This is a genomic window from Paracoccus panacisoli, assembly GCF_042435015.1.
Classification (GTDB): Bacteria; Pseudomonadota; Alphaproteobacteria; order Rhodobacterales; family Rhodobacteraceae; genus Paracoccus; species Paracoccus panacisoli.
In genome coordinates this window covers 68,801-86,236 of the sequence record NZ_JBHMQU010000016.1, presented here as the reverse complement: position 1 = coordinate 86,236, position 17,436 = coordinate 68,801, and the positions used below count along the sequence as shown (strand labels likewise).

Sequence of the window (17,436 nt, the reverse complement as noted above, 5' to 3'; positions counted from 1 at the left end):
CAGCCGACCCGGACCAGAGAGCAGAGATGACCCGCACCACCACACACCCGCGCGTTTCGCGCGCCGCCCCCGGCGTGCCGGACGACAGCCCCGCCACGCTGCCGCTGAACCAGATCCTCGCCGGAGACTGCATCGAGGTGATGAACGCCCTGCCCGCGGGCTCGGTGGACCTCATCTTCGCCGACCCGCCCTATAACCTGCAGCTGCGGGGCGAGCTGCACCGCCCCGACAACAGCCGGGTGGACGCGGTGGACGACCACTGGGACCAGTTCGGCAGCTTCGCCCATTACGACCGCTTCACCCGCGACTGGCTGGCGGCGGCGCGGCGGCTCTTGAAGCCCGACGGGGCGATCTGGGTGATCGGCAGCTATCACAACATCTTCCGCGTCGGCGCCGAGCTGCAGAACCAGGGGTTCTGGCTTCTGAACGACGTGGTGTGGCGCAAGTCGAACCCGATGCCGAACTTCCGCGGCAAGCGGTTGACCAACGCGCATGAGACGCTGATCTGGGCCTCGAAATCCGAGGGGGCGAAATACACCTTCAACTACGAGGCGCTGAAGTCGCTGAACGAGGGCATCCAGATGCGCTCGGACTGGACGCTGCCGATCTGCACCGGCGGTGAGCGGCTGAAGGGCGAGGACGGCGCCAAGGCCCATCCGACGCAGAAGCCCGAAAGCCTGCTGCACCGGGTGCTGGTCGGGACCACGAACCCCGGCGACGTGGTGCTGGACCCGTTCTTCGGCACCGGGACCACGGGGGCGGTGGCCAAGATGCTGGGCCGCGACTGGATCGGGATCGAGCGCGAGGAGGCCTATCGCGAGGTCGCCACCCGCCGCCTCTCGCGCGTGCGCCGGCTGGACGCCTCGGCGCTGGCCACGACGACCGCCAAGCGGGCCGAGCCGCGGGTGCCCTTCGGCCAGGTGGTCGAGCGGGCGATGCTGCGGCCGGGAGAGGAGCTGGTGTCGATCAACGGCCGCCACACGGCGCGGGTGCGGGCGGACGGCTCGCTGATCGGGCGCGACGTGCGCGGCTCGATCCACCAGGTCGGCGCCGCGCTTGAGGGCGCACCGTCATGCAATGGCTGGACATATTGGCATTTTCGCCGCGACGGACAGATGATACCGATCGACATCCTGCGCCAGCAGATTCGGTCGGAGCTGGCCGCTGACGGCTGACGCAGGGTTCGCCGGTGTCTCGGGCGACCGGGGTTTCCCCCCGCGCGCCGCGGGACGAACTTGCCCCGCCAGGGTGACCTGGCGGGGTTTTTTTTCCGCGCCGGCCCCGGTCAGCCCGGTCCGTTGCGCAGCAGCGCCTTGAGCGCCGCGACCGAGGGGGCGGCGGCGGCGGACGCGTCCGCCTCGATCCGGCGGTAGAGGGCGAGGACGCGCTGTCCGGTTTCGGTCAGCGTCGCCCCGCCGCCGCCCGGCCCGCCGCGGGCGCTGTCCACCAGCGGGGCCTCGAACATCGCGTTCATCGTCTCGACCAGCGACCAGGCGCGCTTGTAGCTCATCCCCATCTCGCGCCCGGCGGCCGAGATCGAGCCGGTGCGGTCGATCCCCGCCAGCAGCGCGGCCTTGCCCGGCCCGAGCATCGCGTCGGGGGCAAGGTAGAGGCGCAGGAACAGTTCGGGGCGCAGATGCGGGTCGGCCATGCCCGATCATCGCCCGCCCGGCGCGGCGCGGCAACCGGGGCCGGCGACGCAATCGGGCCCTGCCGCGGGGTCGGTGCCCTTTTCCCCACCCCGCCGATCCCCCATATTCGCAGCGCACCGGCCGCTGGCCGGAGGGTTGCCCGGCCGGGCGGCCCGAGCCGCAAGGAAGGTCCGCCGATGTCCCGTCGCGCCATGCAGCGCCTGTCGTTCTTCCTGCTGATGGGCGTCACGCTCTACGCCTCGCTGGGGCTGGGCTGATGGCGCGTCGGTTCGGCGGCCCGCACTCGCCCGTCCCGGGGCAGACCGGCGGCGCTTTGCCGCGGCCGCCCGAGCGGCTGCGCCACCCCTACGAGTCGCGCACCTCGTGGGTGACGGCGATGGCCACGCCCTTCCTGCTCGCCGCGCCGTTCCATGACCCGGTCGGCATGGCCGCGAACCTCGCCGCCTTCGGGATCACGGCGGGGGCAATGTGGGTCACCCGCGAGGGGCTGCAGGCCGAGGCCGCCTATGACGCCCGCCGCGTGGCGCGGCGGCCGGCGATCCCGCGCAAGCTCTTCGGCGGTATCCTGACCGGGCTCGGCCTTGCCGTGGGCGTCGCCGAGCCGGGCAGCTTCGGGCCGGCGGCGGTGACGGGGGTGACGGGGGCGATCCTGCACTGGCTCGCCTTCGGCCCCGATCCGATGACCGACAAGGGGATGGAGGGGGTGGACGCCTTCCAGCAGGACCGCGCCGCGCGCATGGTCGAGGCGGCCGAGGCGAACCTGCGCGCCATGTCGCAGGCGATCCTGCGGACCGGCGACCGGCGGCTCGAGGCGCGGGTGGCGCTCTTCGCCGCCACCGCCCGGCAGCTCTTCGAGCAGGTCGAGCAGAACCCCGGCGGGCTGGCGCCGGCGCGGCGCTATCTGGGCGTCTACCTCGAGGGGGCGCGCGACGCGACGATCAAGTTCGCCGATCTGTACGCCCAGACCCGCGACCCGCGCGCGCTCGCGGATTACGAGGCGCTGCTGGCCGATCTCGAGGCGAGCTTCTCGGCCTTGGCCCAGCGGCTGCACGAGGGCGGGCGCACCGACATGGACATCGAGATCGAGGTGCTGCGCGACCGGCTGGCGCGCGAGGGCGTCCGCCCCGCGCCCGACGCCCCCGCCCGCCCCGCGCTCGAGGCGCGGTCCGAGCCTACGGCCGCCGAGACCTTCGGCCAGAAGCTGCGCGAGAGCCTGCGCGACCGCTCGCGCTGACCATGCCCCGTTTCGCGCTGTGGATCGAATATGACGGCGGGCCGTTCGCGGGCTGGCAGGCGCAGGCCGACCAGCCCTCGGTGCAGGGCGCGCTCGAGGCGGCGCTGGCGAGGGTCGACCCCGGCTTCGCGGCCGGGGCGCGGGTGGCGGCGGCCGGGCGCACCGATGCGGGCGTCCACGCCACGGCGCAGGTGGCCCACGCGGACCTGGTGCGCGACTGGGACCCGTTCCGGCTCTCCGAGGCGCTCAACTGGCATTTGAAGCCCGCCCCGGTCGCGGTGCTGGCGGCGGCGCGGGTGGGGGACGAGTTCCACGCCCGCTTCTCGGCCACCGGGCGGCGCTATCTCTTCCGGCTGCTGTCGCGGCGCGCGCCGGCCACCCATGACCGCGGGCGGGTCTGGCAGGTGACGCATCCGCTGGACCTTACGGCGATGCGGGCGGGCGCGGCGCATCTGCTCGGGCGGCACGATTTCACCACCTTCCGCTCGACCATGTGCCAGGCGGCGAGCCCGATCAAGACGCTCGACCGGATCGAGATCACGGCCCATCCAGTGCCGCGCGGGACCGAGTACCGCTTCCACCTCGCCGCGCGGTCCTTCCTGCACAACCAGGTGCGGTCGATCGTGGGCACGCTCGAACGGGTGGGGCAGGGGGCGTGGGCGCCCGCGCGGGTGGCCGAGGCGCTCGCCGCGCGCGACCGGGCGGCTTGCGGGCCGGTCTGCCCGCCCGCGGGTCTGTATCTGAGCGGGGTGGACTACCCCGACCACCCCTTCGCCGGGATCAGCGACGCCGGACCCAGCCCGGACGGATGACGGTCATCACCGTGTTGGCGATGATCCACAGATCCAGCCCCAGCGTCCGTCGCCGCTGGTAGATGCGGTCGAGCCGCAGCTTGGTCGGGATGCAGCGGCGGTAATAGGCGGCCTCGGTCGCCTCGGCCGTGTGGCACTTGGCGAGGATGCGGTCCTCGTGGGCGTGATAGATCAGCGTGGCGAGGCCGGTGACGCCGGGCCGCGTCCGCAGCACCTCGGAATAGCGGCGCGGGAAGCGCTCGACATATTCGCGCAGCGGCGGGCGCGGGCCGACGAAGCTCATGTCGCCGCGCAGGATGTTGAAGAGCTGCGGCAGTTCGTCGATCCGGGTGCGCCGCAGGAACTTGCCCAGCCGCGTGATCCGCCACGCCTTGTGGGCGCCGGTCGCGCCCGCGTCCTCGTCCACCTGCGCCATGGTGCGGAACTTGATGAGGTTGAAGGCCTCGCCCGGGGCGCGCATCCGCTCGGACACGTAGAAGATCGGCCGCCCCTCGTAGATGGCGAGGATCGTGGCCACGGCCAGCATCACGACCGACAGCGGGATCAGCAGCAGCAGCGCGAAGACGATATCGAACAGCCGCTTCGACCAGGTCATACCGGCGCGGCGATCGGCGACCCAGTCATCCGGACACACGCCGGGGCGGACGGGACGCATCCCGACCGCTTCGGTCGCATTCCAGTCATGATGGATCGTCACGCGTCCAGACTCCCGGCCGGTTAACGGGCGATTAACACAGAGGCACGCCAATGGAAACGCGACGCGCACCGAATTGTTCGTGACCCTTGCGCGGATGGGGCGCATTTGTCACGCTGTCGGGCCGGCCTGTCGCCCGGCGCGCCATCGCGCGCCCCCGGCAGGCAGGCGGATAACGGCGGGGAGTGGTCGGGCGATGCGCAAGTTTCTGGTGGTGCTGGACGACAGCAAGGAATGCCTGAACGCGATCCGCTATGCGGCCCTTCGGGCGGCCTCGACCGCGGGCGGGGTGCAGGTCCTGTCGGTGATCCCGGCGGCCGAGATCCAGCACGGCTTCGGCGTGGCCGAGGTCATGCGCGCCGAAGCCCGCGACCGGATCGAGGCGCAGTTCGAGGTCTATGCCAAGTGGATGCGCGACCGCCCGGGGATCGAGCCCGAGCTGGTGGTGCGCGAGGGCGACCCGGGGGGCGAGCTGCTGGCCCAGATCGCCGACGACGCCGACATCGGGGTGGTGGTGCTGGCCGCGGCCTCGGGCAGCGGCGGGCCGGGGCCGCTCATCACCCGGCTGATGCGCGACCTTGCCCTGCTGCCCTGTCCGTTGACCATCGTGCCCGGCGACATCACCCGCGAGCGGCTGGAAGAGATCACCTGACGGCAACCCGGCCTGCCGCTGCTGCGGGCTTGACGAAGCCGGGTGCGGGCAACCATATCGGTCAGGCATGAGGAGCCGCCGATGTTCATCCAGACCGAGACCACGCCGAACCCCGCGACGCTGAAGTTCCTGCCCGGCGAGACGGTGCTGGCCTCCGGCACCGCCGATTTCCCCGCGGCCACCGCGGCGGGCACCAGCCCGCTGGCGCGCCGCATCTTTGCCGTACCCGGTGTGACGGGCGTGTTCCTCGGGTCCGACTTCGTGACCGTGACCAAGGGCGACGCGGCGATCTGGGACCAGATCAAGCCGTCGATCCTCGGTGCGATCATGGACCATTTCCAGTCCGGCGAGCCGGCGCTCGACACCGGCGCCGCCCCGGCCGCCGGCGGCCACGCGACCCACGACGGCCCGGACGCCGAGATCGTGAGCCAGATCAAGGAACTGCTCGACACCCGCGTGCGGCCTGCGGTCGCCCAGGATGGCGGCGACATCACCTTCCACGGCTTCGACCGGGGGGTGGTCTATCTGCACATGCAGGGCGCCTGCGCCGGCTGCCCGTCCTCGACCCTGACGCTGAAGATGGGGATCGAGAACCTGCTGCGCCACTACATCCCCGAGGTGACCGAGGTCCGTCCGGTTGCCTGACGCCGCGCCGCTCGTCCTGGGGTTCGACACATCGGCCGCGCATTGCGCGGCCGCCGTCGTCTCGGGCGGGGGCGTTCTGGGCGACGGCGCCGGGGTGCAGGTCCTCGCCTGCCGCACGGTGCCGATGAGCCGGGGTCAGGCCGAGGCACTGATGCCGCTGCTCGAGGCGGTGCTGCGCGAGGCCGGCGTCGACTGGCCCGCGCTCTCGGCGATCGGCGTGGGGGTGGGGCCGGGCAATTTCACCGGCATCCGCATCTCGGTCGCGGCCGCGAGGGGGTTGGCGCTGGCGCTGAAGGTCCCCGCCATCGGCGTCACCGCCACCGAGGCCGCCGCCGCCGGTCATCCCCGGCCCTGCCGCGCCGTCGTCCCGCTGCGCGGCGACGATGTGGTGTGGGAGGATTTCGGCGCCGAGGCGGGCACTGGCCCTGCGCTGGCCCCGGCCGGGACGCTTCCGCCGGGGCCGGCGGCGCGGACGCCGCGCTGGCCGCTGCCCGTGGGCATCGCCCTCGTCGCCGCCGGGCGCCTGGGCCACGGTGCGCCGCTGCCCCGACCGGCGCCCCTCTACCTGCGTCCCGCCGACGCCGCGCCACCACGCGACGCGCCGCCGGTGTTGCTGGCGTGACTGGGAGGGTGGTTTGGTTTGGCCGAGCGCGGTGCGTCGAGCGTGTGCAGGCCGCTGCGCTGGGGTCGGCTGCCCGGACTGGATTTACGCGGGGCGCGGCGACTGGCTCAGCATCAGCGGGGCTGTGCTTCTGCAGGGCGCCGCTCTACCTGCGCCCCACAGACGCCGCCCCACGCCGCCACGCGCCGCCGGTGTTGCTGGCGCGGCGTTGGGGTCGGCTTGCCTCTTTCGATTTGCGCGGGGCGCGGCTACTCCCCCGGCATGGGCGGCCCGGGGTTCGGCGGTGACCGTGCAGACGGCGAGATGAGCGTTGGGATCGGTTGTGTGCGCGGCCGCATGGCGCCGGTGCGTCCAGTCAGCGATGCACCACTTCGATTGGTGGTGCCCATCAACGGGTTTCCCCATTGCCCTCGCAAATAGTTATCCTCGCATGACCCCTGAAGACCTCGCCCGGCTGCACGCCCAATGTTTCACGCGCCCCCGGCCATGGAGCGCGACCGACTTCCGCAATCTGTCCAATGCGCAGGGATCGCTACTTCTGACGGGCGGCGCCGCCTTTCTCCTCGGACGCGTGATCGGACCTGAGGCCGAACTCCTCACCCTCGCCGTGGACCCCGCCGCGCGCCGGCGAGGTCAGGGCCGCGCCCTCGTCACCCGCTTCCTCGCCGCCGCTCGCGCGCAAGGCGCCGAGACGGCCTTCCTGGAGGTCGCCGCCGACAACACCGCCGCGATTGCTCTCTATGCCGCGACCGGCTGGACCGAGGTGGGCCGCCGCCGCGGCTACTATGGCGATGGGATCGACGCGCTGGTCCTGCGGCGTGACCTGAAACGGTAGTATGCAAGTTGACGAGATGTGGGGAGGTGCTCTGCGGCGCGCTAATCTCAACGACCGGGAAGGCGGTGAGGCGTTTAACAATGCGTCGCCCGAGGTTCCACAGTGCGGCTGACCGCGTCGTCGTGACTACGGGATTGGCAGAAATGGTAATTCCCCCCCCCCGCTCGGGTGGGGGTTTGACACCAATTGCGACTGCCGGCTGGGCGCCCTTTTAAGGCCGGCAGGAAAGTCACGTGTGCTTTGACCCGCGTATTTCTGGAGAGCATCACACTCGACCTTCATCAGCATCTCGAGTCCGGGAAATAAATCGGCGTTGAAGTTACTGATCTCAAGATTGATGCCGCGGCGCGCAATGAATTGCTCGCGTGCTGGCGCACGTGCGAGCGATGTGACCGTTGTCGCCTGAGCGAACACTGATCACGCCGCGTTCAAGGATCCAAAGATTGGGCGCGGAGTGTTGTCTGACACAACGGCTCCTGCTCCACGCCATACCCCGCCGCACCCCGTCATTCGCTCCGCCTTGCCCGCGACTGAGTGTCTGCGCTGCGCTGGAGGGAGCGAAGCTCGCTCATCGCCTCCGCACGGCCAAAAGCCTGCGCTGCGGCCGCCCGGGCCGCGTCGACGGCAGGCTGCATCCGGGCTAGTGCGCCCTCAGCGCGTTGAACCTCATCGGCCCTGTAGGCGACGAGGGCCGTGGTCAGCCGCCACTGGTCCACCGAGTCCGCGACGGGCGCCCCGATCGCGGCAGCGAGCTCCGCGCGGATCGCCTCCACATGAGCGCGCAGCGCGTCGGACTGCGCCCGGCAGGCGGCATAGCGGCGCAATTCCATGTCCGCCCGCGCCCGCGCGATCCGCGCGAGTTGCCCCAGCTGCTCTGCTTTCGCTCTCATGCGCGGACCCCGGTTCCGCCAGAGGGCCCCGCCGCAGAATGGCGTTCTCGCGAGCCGCTCGCATCCGCGGGATCGCGCAACGGGCGGCCCGGCACGGACACCCTTGCGCCTGTCGCCCTACCCGGCACAGACTCGCGCATCGCTCGGCAGCGACTGTCCCTTCCGCTCCCGGCCCACCCGCCGGCCGCGCCCGTGCCCTGCCTCACGAAACATCGCCTTCTACGGCACCGCGAGCCCGGGTCAGAACCGACGCGCCGCCTACCAGCACCCGCCCGCCAAATCACGCCACACCTACCCGTCACTCTCACCGCACACCCCCCTCGAGCACCCCGCCGTACCCCCGCCGCGCTTTGAGCCGCATCGCCTCGGCAAAGCGGATCGCCGCAGCCACGGGGCCGAACTGGGCGCGCGGGACCTCCTCGCCGATCTTTGTCGTGGCGTGCAGCGCGCGGGCGCAGGGCGGATCGGACCAGATCGGCACCTGATGGCTGCGGGCGCGCTCACGGATGCGGGCGGCCACCTCGTCCACTCCCTTGGCCAGGCAGACCGGCGCCTTGCCGCTTCCCCGCTTCCATTCCAGCGCCACGGCGTAATGCGTCGGGTTCACGATCACCACGTCGGCGCGCTCGACATCCGCCAGCATCGAGCCGAGCGCGAGGTCCACCGCCTTCTGTCGCCGCGCCGCCTTGAGATGCGGGTCGCCCTCGCTCTCCTTGTGCTCGTCCTCCATCTCCTTGCGGGTCATCCGGTTGCGCTGGCGGAAGTCGAGATGCTTCCAGACGAGATCGACGGCGGCAAAGACGATCGCCACCGCCAGCGCCAGCATGAGCACCTGCCGGATCAGGACCGGCAGCGCGGCGATCCACGCCGCAGCGGTCGTCGCCGCCGCAGCGGCGATCAGCGATCCAAGCGTGACGAACAGCACCACCCCGCCTGCCGACACGGCCGCAAGCTTGCCCAGCGAGATCGCAAAGCCGACCAGCCCCGTGCGGCCGAATTTCTGGCCCGCATTGTGGAGGGGGTTTATCCGCTTGAGGTCGGGCGCCAGCCGCGACGGCGTGAACAGAAGTGCGCGCTGCAGCACCAGCCCCAGCACCACCAGCATCGCCGGCAGCAGGGCCGCCCCCAGGACGGCCCCCATCGACAGAAGCGCCGCCCCCCGGACGGCCGCCGCGGAGGTCTCGGGGCTCGCCGCGGCGGCGATCAGCTGCGACGCGCTGGCCATCCACGACGGCAGCAGCGCCGGGACGCCAACCACGAAGACCCCGAAAAAGCCAAGCCAGACGAGCGCCGTCGTGGCCTCGGTCGAGCGCGGCACGTCCCCCTTCTCACGCGCGCGGCGCAGCTTCTGCTCGCTCGGCTCATACTGCTTGTCGTCCTTGTCCGGGGTCTCGCTCATTGCGGCACCGGCAGCTGGATCGACAGCACGTCGCGGGCCCAGATCGCGAGGATGCCGGGGACCAGCAGCGCCATCGCCGCGAGCGCCAGCAGCACCGCGCCGGGCGCGGCCACGAAGACCACCGGCATCGCCGGCATGACCCGCGCGACGACGCCCGAGAGCATCTGGAACAGCAGCCCGCCGAGGATGAACGGAGACGCCAGAAGCATCGCCAGCACGAAGCCGTGGGTCACGAGGCCGAGAAAGCCGGGCCAGAGCGACCCGATCGCGGGCGGCGTGCCGGGGGGGAGAAGCGCGAAACTGTCGGCCAGCAGCTGGCAGATCAGCACCGGCAACCCCATCGCCATCAACACCGCAAGGCCCGCGAGATGCATGAGGTGTCCCATCGGGTGCGGCGGCATGTCCTCGGACACCCCCAGCATCGCCGACAGCGAGGCGCTCTGCGCGAGCGTGGTCGAGGCGATGTCGAGCGCCATGGCCACCACCCGGACCATGAGCCCCAGGGCCAGCCCGGTGACGATCTCGGCTGCCATGAGGGCCGCAAGCTCGGTTGGGGAGGCCGCCACCGGCGCCGGAACCGCGGCGAACAGCGGCGTGATGGCCATGGCGAGCGCCGCCCGCACCCTGACCGGAAGCAGTCTCTCACCGGTGCCGGGCATGGCCAGCAGAAAGGCTTGGACCCGCCCGTAGATCAGCAGGATCGGCAGAGCCCAGGCGGGCAGGTCGATGCCGCTCATGTCTCGACCGTGCCGACCAGTCTCACCCGCGCCTGCGGGTCCACCTCGTCGAAGCCCAGCACCGGCCAGCCGAGGCCTGCCGCGGCCACCATCGCCCGCACCATCCGTCGCCTGTGGTCGGGCACGACCAGCGCCGGCTGACCGTCGGGCGTGAGACCGCCGGCCGTCAGGCGCAGCTTTTCGGTCATGCGCTGCATGAGCGGCGCCGTCAGCAGCCCGGCCCCGCGGCCGGTTTCGGCCTCGGCGCGCAGGAACTCGGCCTCCCACCCCGGCTGAAGCTGGACCACGTCGAGCCGCCCGTCGGGGTCGCAGAGCGCCTCGGTGATCTGCCCGCGCAGGCGGCGGCGGACGAACTCGGCGGCGACCTCGGGGTCGGAGCTGCGGGATTCGTGAATGGCCTCGATGATCAGACCGAGGTTGCGGATCGACACGCGGTCCTCGAGCAGGATCCGCAACACCGCCAGCAACTGCTCGGGCGCGACCTTTTCGGGCACGAGATTGTCGAACACACGCTGGTAGGACTGGGCGCGGCCCTCGTCGCTGAGGCCGCGCAGCTCCTGCATCAACCGCTGCAGCGAGCCGAGCGTCAGCAGCGCCGGAAGCTGCGACTTCACCGTCTCCATCAGATGGGTCGAGAGCACTTCCATCGGGGTCACGACGCTCGCCCCGGCGATCGAGGCCTCGTCCTGGTGCGCGGGCGTGATCCAGCGGGCCGGGCTGTCATAGACGGGCTCGCGCGTCGGCTCTCCGGGGATGTCGGCGAGGATGTCCTCGCCGCCGAGCGCGAGGACGAGATTGGGGATGAGGCGCCCGCGCGCCCGGATGACCCCGTGGACGCGGATGACGTAGTCGCCGCCCGGCAACCCGACCGCGTCGGTGATCCGGACCTCGGGCAGGATCACGCCGTAGCTGCGGGCGATGTGGATGCGCAGGTTGTTGATGCGCCCGCCGAGGCCCCGGGTCGGATCGAGCGCCGCGGCGATCAGGTCGGCCCCGATCTCGACGCAGATCTCGTCGGTGTCGATGACATCCCCGATCCGCGGGCGGGTATCGGCGGGCAGGACGGGGGCCGCGGCGGCCTCGGGCTGGGGCGGGGGGCGGGTGGCGTTGCGCCAGGAGAACCAGCCCGCAGTGCCCGCGATGGCAAGGAAGACCAGCGTCGGCATCCCCGGCACGAAACCCAGCACCCCCATCCCCATCGCCACCAGTGCCGGCGCGTGCCAGCCTTGGGTGAACTGGTGCGACAGCAGGTCGGCGGTGGAATCGGTCGAGCCGCCGCGCGACAAGAGCAGCGCCGCCGCCATCGAGGTGATCAGCGCCGGCACCTGGCTCACCAGACCGTCGCCGATGGTGAGCTGGGAATAGGTCGCCAGCGCCTCGGAGATCGGCACGCCGTGCGAGACCACCCCTACCGCCAGCCCGACGAAGAAGTTGACCGCCGTGATCACCAGACCTGCGACCGCGTCGCCCTTGACGAACTTGGACGCCCCGTCGAGCGACCCGTAGAAGCTGATCTCGCGCTGGTCCTGCAGCCGGCGGCGCTTGGCCTCATCGTGGGTGATTGCGCCCGAGTTCAGGTCGCCGTCGATGGCCAGCTGCTTGCCGGGCAGTGAATCGAGCGCAAAGCGCGCCGAGACCTCGGCCATCCGCCCCGAGCCCTTGGTGATGACCATGAAGTTGACGATCGAGATCACCGCAAAGACGGTGATGCCGACCATCAGCGAACCGCCGGCGACGAATTCCGAGAACCCGCTGATGACCTCGCCCGCCGCATCCGGGCCGGTGTGCCCCTCGGTGAGGATGAGTCGCGTCGACGAGACGTTCAGCGACAAGCGGATCAGCAGCGAGATGAGCAGCATCACCGGGAAGGCCTGGAAGTCGGTGGGCCGGGTGACCACGCTGGCCATGACGAGGATCAGCGTGGCCGTGGCGATCGACAGCGCGATCCCCACGTCGAGCAGCGCGGCCGGGATCGGAATGACCATCGACATGACGACGAGGACCAGCGCGCCGGTGATGACGAGCGGCTTTCCCGACGCGCCGATCCGGCCGCTGACGGCGGAGACGGCGCTCATCGCGTCGTCTCGGACTTTGGGGCCGTCGCCTGGGGCACCGCTGCCGGTTGGGCGGACGGGGGGACTGCGGGGTCCATCACCCAGTCGATCGGCATCTCGACCGTCGTGAGGAAACCCATGCGGCGCAGGTGCACGATGACCAGCAGCCGGTCGGCAGGCGGAAGGCTCTTGAGGGTAATGGGATAATCGCGCGGCAGCTCGTCGCCGGCGATCAGCCGGTTGGTGGCGTCATCGATGAAGCGTTGGGCCTCGGCGGACAGCAGCGTCTCGGGTGTCGCGGGGCTTTGGAGCGGGGACACCTGCACGGCGGGGGTTAAGCCTGGAGCGATCACGGCGGGCGGCGAGGCTGTGGCAGTCTCGGCGTGAACGGTGCCAGATGCGACTGCGTCCACAGCGACGATTGCGAGCGAGAGAGCCAGAACAGACCTTGGGATCCGCGAAACCCGATGCGGGAGATGACCAGCAGGTAGACGCAACCCGGCGCAGTTCGCGACGATCCTGAGAGGGAAGCTGACGACGACCGGAAATGATCGCCGGCCCGACAGCGCGGCGCAAAGATCGTCCAGGCCCCGCCCACCCGACCGGCCAATCAGCCGCCGATCCGTGTCCATCGCCACCATCCCCGCCCGACGCTGAATACCCCGACCCATCCCGGCCCGCCGCCCGACCCTCCGCGCGCCGGATCGCACCTGCCCGCCCATCACGCCGCCTTCTTCATGTCGCGCAGCGCCGTCTCGACGTCGACGAAGCTCGGGCGCAGATGCTCGGGCGCTGCCTGCCTGCCGACCTCGACGCAGAGGTTGGTGGCGTGGTGGTGGAGCCCCGCGATCAGCACCGACTTGATGACGTCGTAGAACGCGAGGTCCTGCTTCATCACCGCGCCGAGCCGCTGCGCCAGCGGCGCGACCAGCCCGTAGGCGAGGAACACACCGAGGAACGTCCCGACGAGCGCCCCGCCGATCATCCCGCCCAGCACCTCGGGCGGTTGGTCGATCGAGGCCATCGTCTTGATCACCCCCAGCACCGCCGCCACGATCCCCAGCGCCGGCAGCGCATCGGCCATGTTCTGCAGAGCGTGGGGGACGTGCATCGCCTCTTCCTTCATCAGATTGATGCGCCGCGTCAGCATGTCCTCGACCTGATAGGGGTCGTCGTAGTTCAGGCTCGCCGAGCGCAGCGTGTCGGTGATCAGCGTCACGGCGTTCTCGTCGTTCAGCACCGCCGGGTAGGCCTGGAAGATCGACGAGCTGTGCGGGTTCTCGACGTGCTCCTCCAGCTCGACCGGGTTGGCTCGGGCGAGCTTGAGCAGCTGGAACAGCAGGCAGAGGACCTGGGTGTTGTCGCTCTCGTGCCAGCGCGGCCCCTTGAAGGCGCGCAGGATGCCCGGAACCGTGTGCTTGAGCACCGCGCCGTCGTTCGACAGCAGATAGGACCCGATCGCCGCCCCGCCGATCATCATCATCTCGTAGGGCAGCGAGTGGGTGATGACGGCCATCTTGCCGCCGGCCATGACATAGCCGCCGAAGACCATGGCGAAGGTGAGGACGATGCCGATGATGGCGAACACGTCAGCCTCCTGTCGGGCGGCGCGCGCCCATGTGGGCGGTCAGCACGGCGGCCTGACCGGGGTCGATGCGGGCGATGATGCGGGCGCCGGTCTCGGGCTGGACGCGCATCAGGATCTCGGCGGCGAAGTCGGGGGGCAGGGCCGCGAGGATGGTCGCGGCCTCGGCCGGCTTCATCGCGTCATAGACCGCGATCAGCCGCTCGATCCCCGCCGCAGTGCCGTCGGCGCGGGCGCCGCGCGCGTCGCTCAGCGCCGCCTTGGCGGCCTTGAGCGCGTCGAGCCGGGTTTTGATCCGCGCCTCGGCGGCGGCAAGCTCCTGCTTGCGGCGGTCGAGGTCGGCGAGCGCGCGGTCCACGGCGATGCCGCGCTGGCGCAGCCGGTCGGCCAGCGCCATCGCCTCGGGGACGTCGGTGCACCCGTCAAGCAGCGCCGCCGGCGCCGCCTGCGCGGTCAGGGGCCCGAGCCAGGACTGGCCGGCGAGCGCCGCAAACCCGGCGAGCGAGAGGCCCGCGGCCCACAGGACGGGGCTAGACATCCTTCACCTCGACCGGACGGCGGCGGCGCAGGGTGCGGCGCGGCTCTGCCCCCGGGGGCAGGAACTGGCGCTGCAGCGCCCAATAGGCGCGCTCGGACCGGGCCTTCTCGATCTCGCGCGCGAGCCCGTCGCTGGCGGTCGTGGCGCCCGAGCGGGCGGCGGCGAGCGCCGACTCGAGCCGGGCGATCTCGGCCGCCATCACCGCGATGGCCCCGCCGAGCCCGGTCTCGAGGTCGTTGAGCTTGCGCAGGCGGCGCGACAGCTCCCAGCAGAAGGCGGCGAGCACCAGCCCGGCGGCCACCAGCGCCGCCTGCAGGGCGAGAGCGAGTGTCATTGGATCCTGAACTCCGTGATCAGAAGGTCGCGGACGGCGGCATCGCCCAGCACGAAGCGGGTGCGGGTCGCCAGCTCGGCGCGGATGATTTCGAGGATGCCGCGGCGGCTGAAGGCGGCGGCGTCGATGCGCGACAGGAACTCGTTAAAACTGTCGGTGATCCGCGGCATCATCGCCTCGGCCTGGGCGCGGCCCTCGGGCGGCACCTCGATCATGACCGTGAGCGCGAGGGTCCGGGTGCGTTCCCCCGGCACGGTCAGGATGATTCGCGGCACGTCGACGAAGGTGACCGCCGGCGCCACCGCCACCGCCTCGGGGGGCGGGGCGCCCCCGCCGATCAGCCCCATCGGCGACCACAACCCCATGTAGGTGCTGGCAAAACCCGCCCCCAGCGCCAGCAGCGGCACGGCCAGCGGCAGCATCCGGCGCAACCGCGACCGCGGCGGATCGGCTGGGGTGGGCAGGGCGATGTCGGTCATCTGATTCTCCGTCCTTGCCGGATCGGTCTAACAGCAGCCCACTAACCGAATCTTAATCCGCGCCGTGCCATCACCCTCCCTGTCGAGCCGAGAACGATTCGAGACACCGGGGGACGGATGCAGAAGCTGGCCGAATACTGGAGCGAGCGGTCCATCAGCCAGAAGGCGCTGATCGCGGCCGCCTTTGTGCTGACCTTTCTGGCCGTCGCAGGCTTCGCCTGGGTGGCGAACCGCCCGTCGATGGCGCTGCTTTATGCCGGGCTCGACCCGGCGCGGGCGGGCGAGGTCATGGCCGAGCTCGACAAGACCGGCGTCCCCTCGGAAATCCGCGGCGACGCGATCTGGGTCGAATCGGGCGAGCGCGACCGGCTGCGGATGGTCATGGCGGGCCTCGGCCTGCCCTCGGCGGGGGGCGCGGGCTACGAGATCCTGGACGGGATGTCGGGGTTCGGCACCACCTCGCAGATGTTCGACGCCGCCTACTGGCGCGCGAAAGAGGGTGAGCTGGCCCGCACCATCCTCGCCGTGCCCGGCGTCAAGGCCGCGCGGGTCCATATCGCCGTCCCCGCCACCCGCGGCTACCGGCGCGAATCGGGCGGCGCGGCTTCGGTCACCGTGACGATGGCCAGCGGCACGCTCGACAGCCGGCAGGCGCGGTCGCTGCAATACCTCGTGGCCTCGGGCGTGCCGGGGCTGGACCCCGAGAAGGTCAAGGTGATCGACAGCGCCCGCGGCATCGTCTCGACCGGCGAGGAGACCGTGGCCGCCGACCGCGCCGCCGAGATGAAGCGCAACGTCGAGCGCATCCTTGAGCCGCACGTCGGCCCCGGCAACGCCATTGTCGAGCTGAACCTCGATCTGGTGACCGAGAGCGAGCAGCTCTCGGAGCAGAAATTCGATCCGAACGCCCGGGCGCTGGTCTCGCAGGAGAACGAAGAGACGACGGATCAGTCCTCGAACGCCGACAAGGGGGCGGTGACGGCGTCGTCGAACCTGCCCGAGGGCACCGGCAGCCAGGGCGAGCAGAGCAAGTCCGCGAGCTCCGAGACCCGGCAGCGGCAGAACTATGAGGTGAGCAAGCTGACCCGCGAGGTGGTGCGCCAGCCCGGCGCGACGCGGCGGATGACGGTGGCAGTGCTGGTCAACGGCACGGTCATGACCGCGCCGGACGGAACGCAGAGCATCGTGCCGCGGGCCGAACCCGAGCTGGAGGCGCTGCGCGAGCTGGTCGCCTCGGCGGTGGGGTTTGACGAGGCGCGGGGCGACGTGATCACCGTCAAGTCGCTGCCCTTCTCGGCGGTGGGTGGCGAGGGGACCGCGGCCGAGGCGGGCGGGCTTCTGAACCGGCTTGCGCTGAACGATCTGGCGCGGCTCGCGATCATCGGGTTCTTCGCGCTCGCGCTCGCCTTCGTGGTGATGCGCCCGGTCCTGCGGGCCCGCGCCGCGGCCGCCCTGCCGGTGCCGGCGCTGGATAGCTCGGGGCCGGCGATGCCCGAGCTGCTCGCCCCGGCCGCGTTGAGCCCGCGCGAGCTCGAGCCGTCCGACGGCGCGCTGGCCTTGCCCAACCTCGCCCTCAACGTCCCGGATTTCGAGTTCACGCCGGCCGGCACGGTGGCCGACCCCGTAGCGCGGCTGCGCGACCTGATGCGCGAGCGGCAGGATGAGAGCCTGCGGCTGCTGTCGGGCTGGATCGGCGCGCGGGAGGAGGCGTGATCATGGGCGCCGTCCTGCAACTCGAGCGGTTCGACGTGGCCACCCCGTCCGCGGCCCCGGAGCTTTATGGCCCCGCCGAGCTGGCCGCTGCCTATGCCCGCGGCCGGGCCGACGGCGAGGCTGCTGCGCGCACGGCCGAAAGCGACGCCCTGCGCGCGGCCCTCTCTGACGCCGTCGCGGCGATGGCCGCGGGGGATGCCCGGCGCCGCGAGGAGGGTCGGGCCGCCGGGGCGGCTCTCGCCCCGCTGGTGCGGGCCCTGGTGGACGGCGTGCTGCCGGCACTGGCGCGCGCCCGGCTCGAGGCGGCGCTGCTCGACGAACTCCTCCGGCTTGCCGAGACGGTCACGCCGCTCGAACTGCGCCTCTGCTGCGGGGCGGACCTCGAGCCGTTCGTGTCCGCAAGCCTGACCGCGGCGGGCATCGCGGCGGTCGAGATCGACACCACCGGCCCCGCGGGGACGGTCACGGCCGAAGTCCTGGGCGGCGTCATCGCCTGGGACGAGGCGGCGGTCGCGGCGCAGCTGCGCGGCATCGTTCAGGACATCATGGAAGCGAACTGAC

The 17,436-nt window shown here is 71.5% G+C and carries 20 protein-coding genes; 9 read left to right on the top strand and 11 right to left on the bottom strand.

The features are described from left to right. The first annotated feature begins 26 nt into the window (after window positions 1-26). Window positions 27-1,175: a site-specific DNA-methyltransferase gene (locus ACFHYO_RS04635; RefSeq protein ID WP_081973129.1), complete on the top strand. Its 1,149-nt coding sequence runs from the start codon at window positions 27-29 to the stop codon at window positions 1,173-1,175. 110 nt (window positions 1,176-1,285) lie between these two features. On the opposite strand, the gene ACFHYO_RS04630 is transcribed toward ACFHYO_RS04635, so the two are convergent. Continuing rightward, window positions 1,286-1,651: a winged helix-turn-helix domain-containing protein gene (locus ACFHYO_RS04630; RefSeq protein ID WP_036708446.1), complete on the bottom strand. Its 366-nt coding sequence runs from the start codon at window positions 1,649-1,651 to the stop codon at window positions 1,286-1,288. A 257-nt stretch (window positions 1,652-1,908) separates the two neighbouring features. Here ACFHYO_RS04630 and ACFHYO_RS04625 point away from each other — a divergent pair, with 257 nt between their 5' ends. Continuing rightward, window positions 1,909-2,886 carry a 5-bromo-4-chloroindolyl phosphate hydrolysis family protein gene (locus ACFHYO_RS04625; protein ID WP_394318698.1) on the top strand — a complete coding sequence of 326 codons (978 nt, stop codon included), beginning with the start codon at window positions 1,909-1,911 and terminating at the stop codon, window positions 2,884-2,886. A 2-nt stretch (window positions 2,887-2,888) separates the two neighbouring features. Continuing rightward, window positions 2,889-3,698, top strand: coding sequence for a tRNA pseudouridine(38-40) synthase TruA (gene truA, locus ACFHYO_RS04620; RefSeq protein WP_394318696.1), 810 nt, complete (start codon window positions 2,889-2,891; stop codon window positions 3,696-3,698). Here the strand turns inward: truA and ACFHYO_RS04615 are convergent. Beyond that, the gene (locus tag ACFHYO_RS04615) at window positions 3,667-4,395 is read right to left on the bottom strand and encodes a sugar transferase (RefSeq protein WP_394318694.1); all 729 of its coding nucleotides are present in this window, start codon (window positions 4,393-4,395) and stop codon (window positions 3,667-3,669) included. The genes truA and ACFHYO_RS04615 overlap by 32 nt on opposite strands. Before the next feature lie 193 nt (window positions 4,396-4,588). Between ACFHYO_RS04615 and ACFHYO_RS04610 the strand changes: the two genes are divergently transcribed. The 4 genes from ACFHYO_RS04610 (at window position 4,589) to ACFHYO_RS04595 (ending at window position 7,146) form a co-directional block, all read left to right on the top strand. Next, entirely contained in the window at window positions 4,589-5,044 is a 456-nt protein-coding gene (locus tag ACFHYO_RS04610) for a universal stress protein (RefSeq protein WP_036704707.1), read from the top strand. Window positions 5,045-5,125: 81 nt separating this feature from the next. Further along, window positions 5,126-5,689: a NifU family protein gene (locus tag ACFHYO_RS04605; protein ID WP_036704706.1), complete on the top strand. Its 564-nt coding sequence runs from the start codon at window positions 5,126-5,128 to the stop codon at window positions 5,687-5,689. After that, the gene (gene tsaB / locus ACFHYO_RS04600; RefSeq protein WP_394318692.1) at window positions 5,682-6,311 is read left to right on the top strand and encodes a tRNA (adenosine(37)-N6)-threonylcarbamoyltransferase complex dimerization subunit type 1 TsaB; all 630 of its coding nucleotides are present in this window, start codon (window positions 5,682-5,684) and stop codon (window positions 6,309-6,311) included. Before ACFHYO_RS04605 ends, tsaB begins: the two co-directional genes overlap by 8 nt. A 430-nt stretch (window positions 6,312-6,741) precedes the next feature. Further along, on the top strand, window positions 6,742-7,146 hold the full coding sequence (locus ACFHYO_RS04595) for a GNAT family N-acetyltransferase (RefSeq protein ID WP_394318690.1): 405 nt from the start codon (window positions 6,742-6,744) through the stop codon (window positions 7,144-7,146). A gap of 506 nt (window positions 7,147-7,652) precedes the next feature. Here ACFHYO_RS04595 and ACFHYO_RS04590 read toward each other — a convergent pair. The 9 genes from ACFHYO_RS04590 to ACFHYO_RS04550 form a co-directional block, all read right to left on the bottom strand. Then, window positions 7,653-8,036: a hypothetical protein gene (locus ACFHYO_RS04590; protein WP_394318688.1), complete on the bottom strand. Its 384-nt coding sequence runs from the start codon at window positions 8,034-8,036 to the stop codon at window positions 7,653-7,655. A 304-nt stretch (window positions 8,037-8,340) separates the two neighbouring features. Then, window positions 8,341-9,435 carry a flagellar type III secretion system protein FlhB gene (gene flhB, locus ACFHYO_RS04585; protein ID WP_394318686.1) on the bottom strand — a complete coding sequence of 365 codons (1,095 nt, stop codon included), beginning with the start codon at window positions 9,433-9,435 and terminating at the stop codon, window positions 8,341-8,343. Next, window positions 9,432-10,172, bottom strand: a complete 741-nt coding sequence (locus ACFHYO_RS04580; protein WP_394318684.1) for a flagellar biosynthetic protein FliR — start codon at window positions 10,170-10,172, stop codon at window positions 9,432-9,434. Before ACFHYO_RS04580 ends, flhB begins: the two co-directional genes overlap by 4 nt. Then, the gene (locus ACFHYO_RS04575) at window positions 10,169-12,247 is read right to left on the bottom strand and encodes a flagellar biosynthesis protein FlhA (protein ID WP_394318682.1); all 2,079 of its coding nucleotides are present in this window, start codon (window positions 12,245-12,247) and stop codon (window positions 10,169-10,171) included. Before ACFHYO_RS04575 ends, ACFHYO_RS04580 begins: the two co-directional genes overlap by 4 nt. Then, complete coding sequence (locus ACFHYO_RS04570; RefSeq protein ID WP_139305977.1) at window positions 12,244-12,858, bottom strand: hypothetical protein; 615 nt, start codon at window positions 12,856-12,858, stop codon at window positions 12,244-12,246. Before ACFHYO_RS04570 ends, ACFHYO_RS04575 begins: the two co-directional genes overlap by 4 nt. An 89-nt stretch (window positions 12,859-12,947) precedes the next feature. Beyond that, window positions 12,948-13,814 (bottom strand): flagellar motor stator protein MotA, encoded by an 867-nt coding sequence (gene motA / locus ACFHYO_RS04565; protein WP_036704617.1) that lies wholly within the window; start codon window positions 13,812-13,814, stop codon window positions 12,948-12,950. A 1-nt stretch (window position 13,815) separates the two neighbouring features. Beyond that, on the bottom strand, window positions 13,816-14,349 hold the full coding sequence (locus tag ACFHYO_RS04560) for a MotE family protein (protein ID WP_394318680.1): 534 nt from the start codon (window positions 14,347-14,349) through the stop codon (window positions 13,816-13,818). After that, on the bottom strand, window positions 14,342-14,683 hold the full coding sequence (locus ACFHYO_RS04555; RefSeq protein WP_394318678.1) for a hypothetical protein: 342 nt from the start codon (window positions 14,681-14,683) through the stop codon (window positions 14,342-14,344). Before ACFHYO_RS04555 ends, ACFHYO_RS04560 begins: the two co-directional genes overlap by 8 nt. Continuing rightward, on the bottom strand, window positions 14,680-15,162 hold the full coding sequence (locus tag ACFHYO_RS04550; RefSeq protein WP_394318676.1) for a flagellar basal body-associated FliL family protein: 483 nt from the start codon (window positions 15,160-15,162) through the stop codon (window positions 14,680-14,682). Before ACFHYO_RS04550 ends, ACFHYO_RS04555 begins: the two co-directional genes overlap by 4 nt. Before the next feature lie 117 nt (window positions 15,163-15,279). Between ACFHYO_RS04550 and fliF the strand changes: the two genes are divergently transcribed. Both fliF and ACFHYO_RS04540 read left to right on the top strand, forming a co-directional pair. After that, window positions 15,280-16,875 (top strand): flagellar basal-body MS-ring/collar protein FliF, encoded by a 1,596-nt coding sequence (fliF, locus tag ACFHYO_RS04545; protein ID WP_394318674.1) that lies wholly within the window; start codon window positions 15,280-15,282, stop codon window positions 16,873-16,875. A 2-nt stretch (window positions 16,876-16,877) separates the two neighbouring features. Beyond that, on the top strand, window positions 16,878-17,435 hold the full coding sequence (locus ACFHYO_RS04540) for a hypothetical protein (RefSeq protein WP_394318672.1): 558 nt from the start codon (window positions 16,878-16,880) through the stop codon (window positions 17,433-17,435). Window position 17,436: the final 1 nt, after the last annotated feature.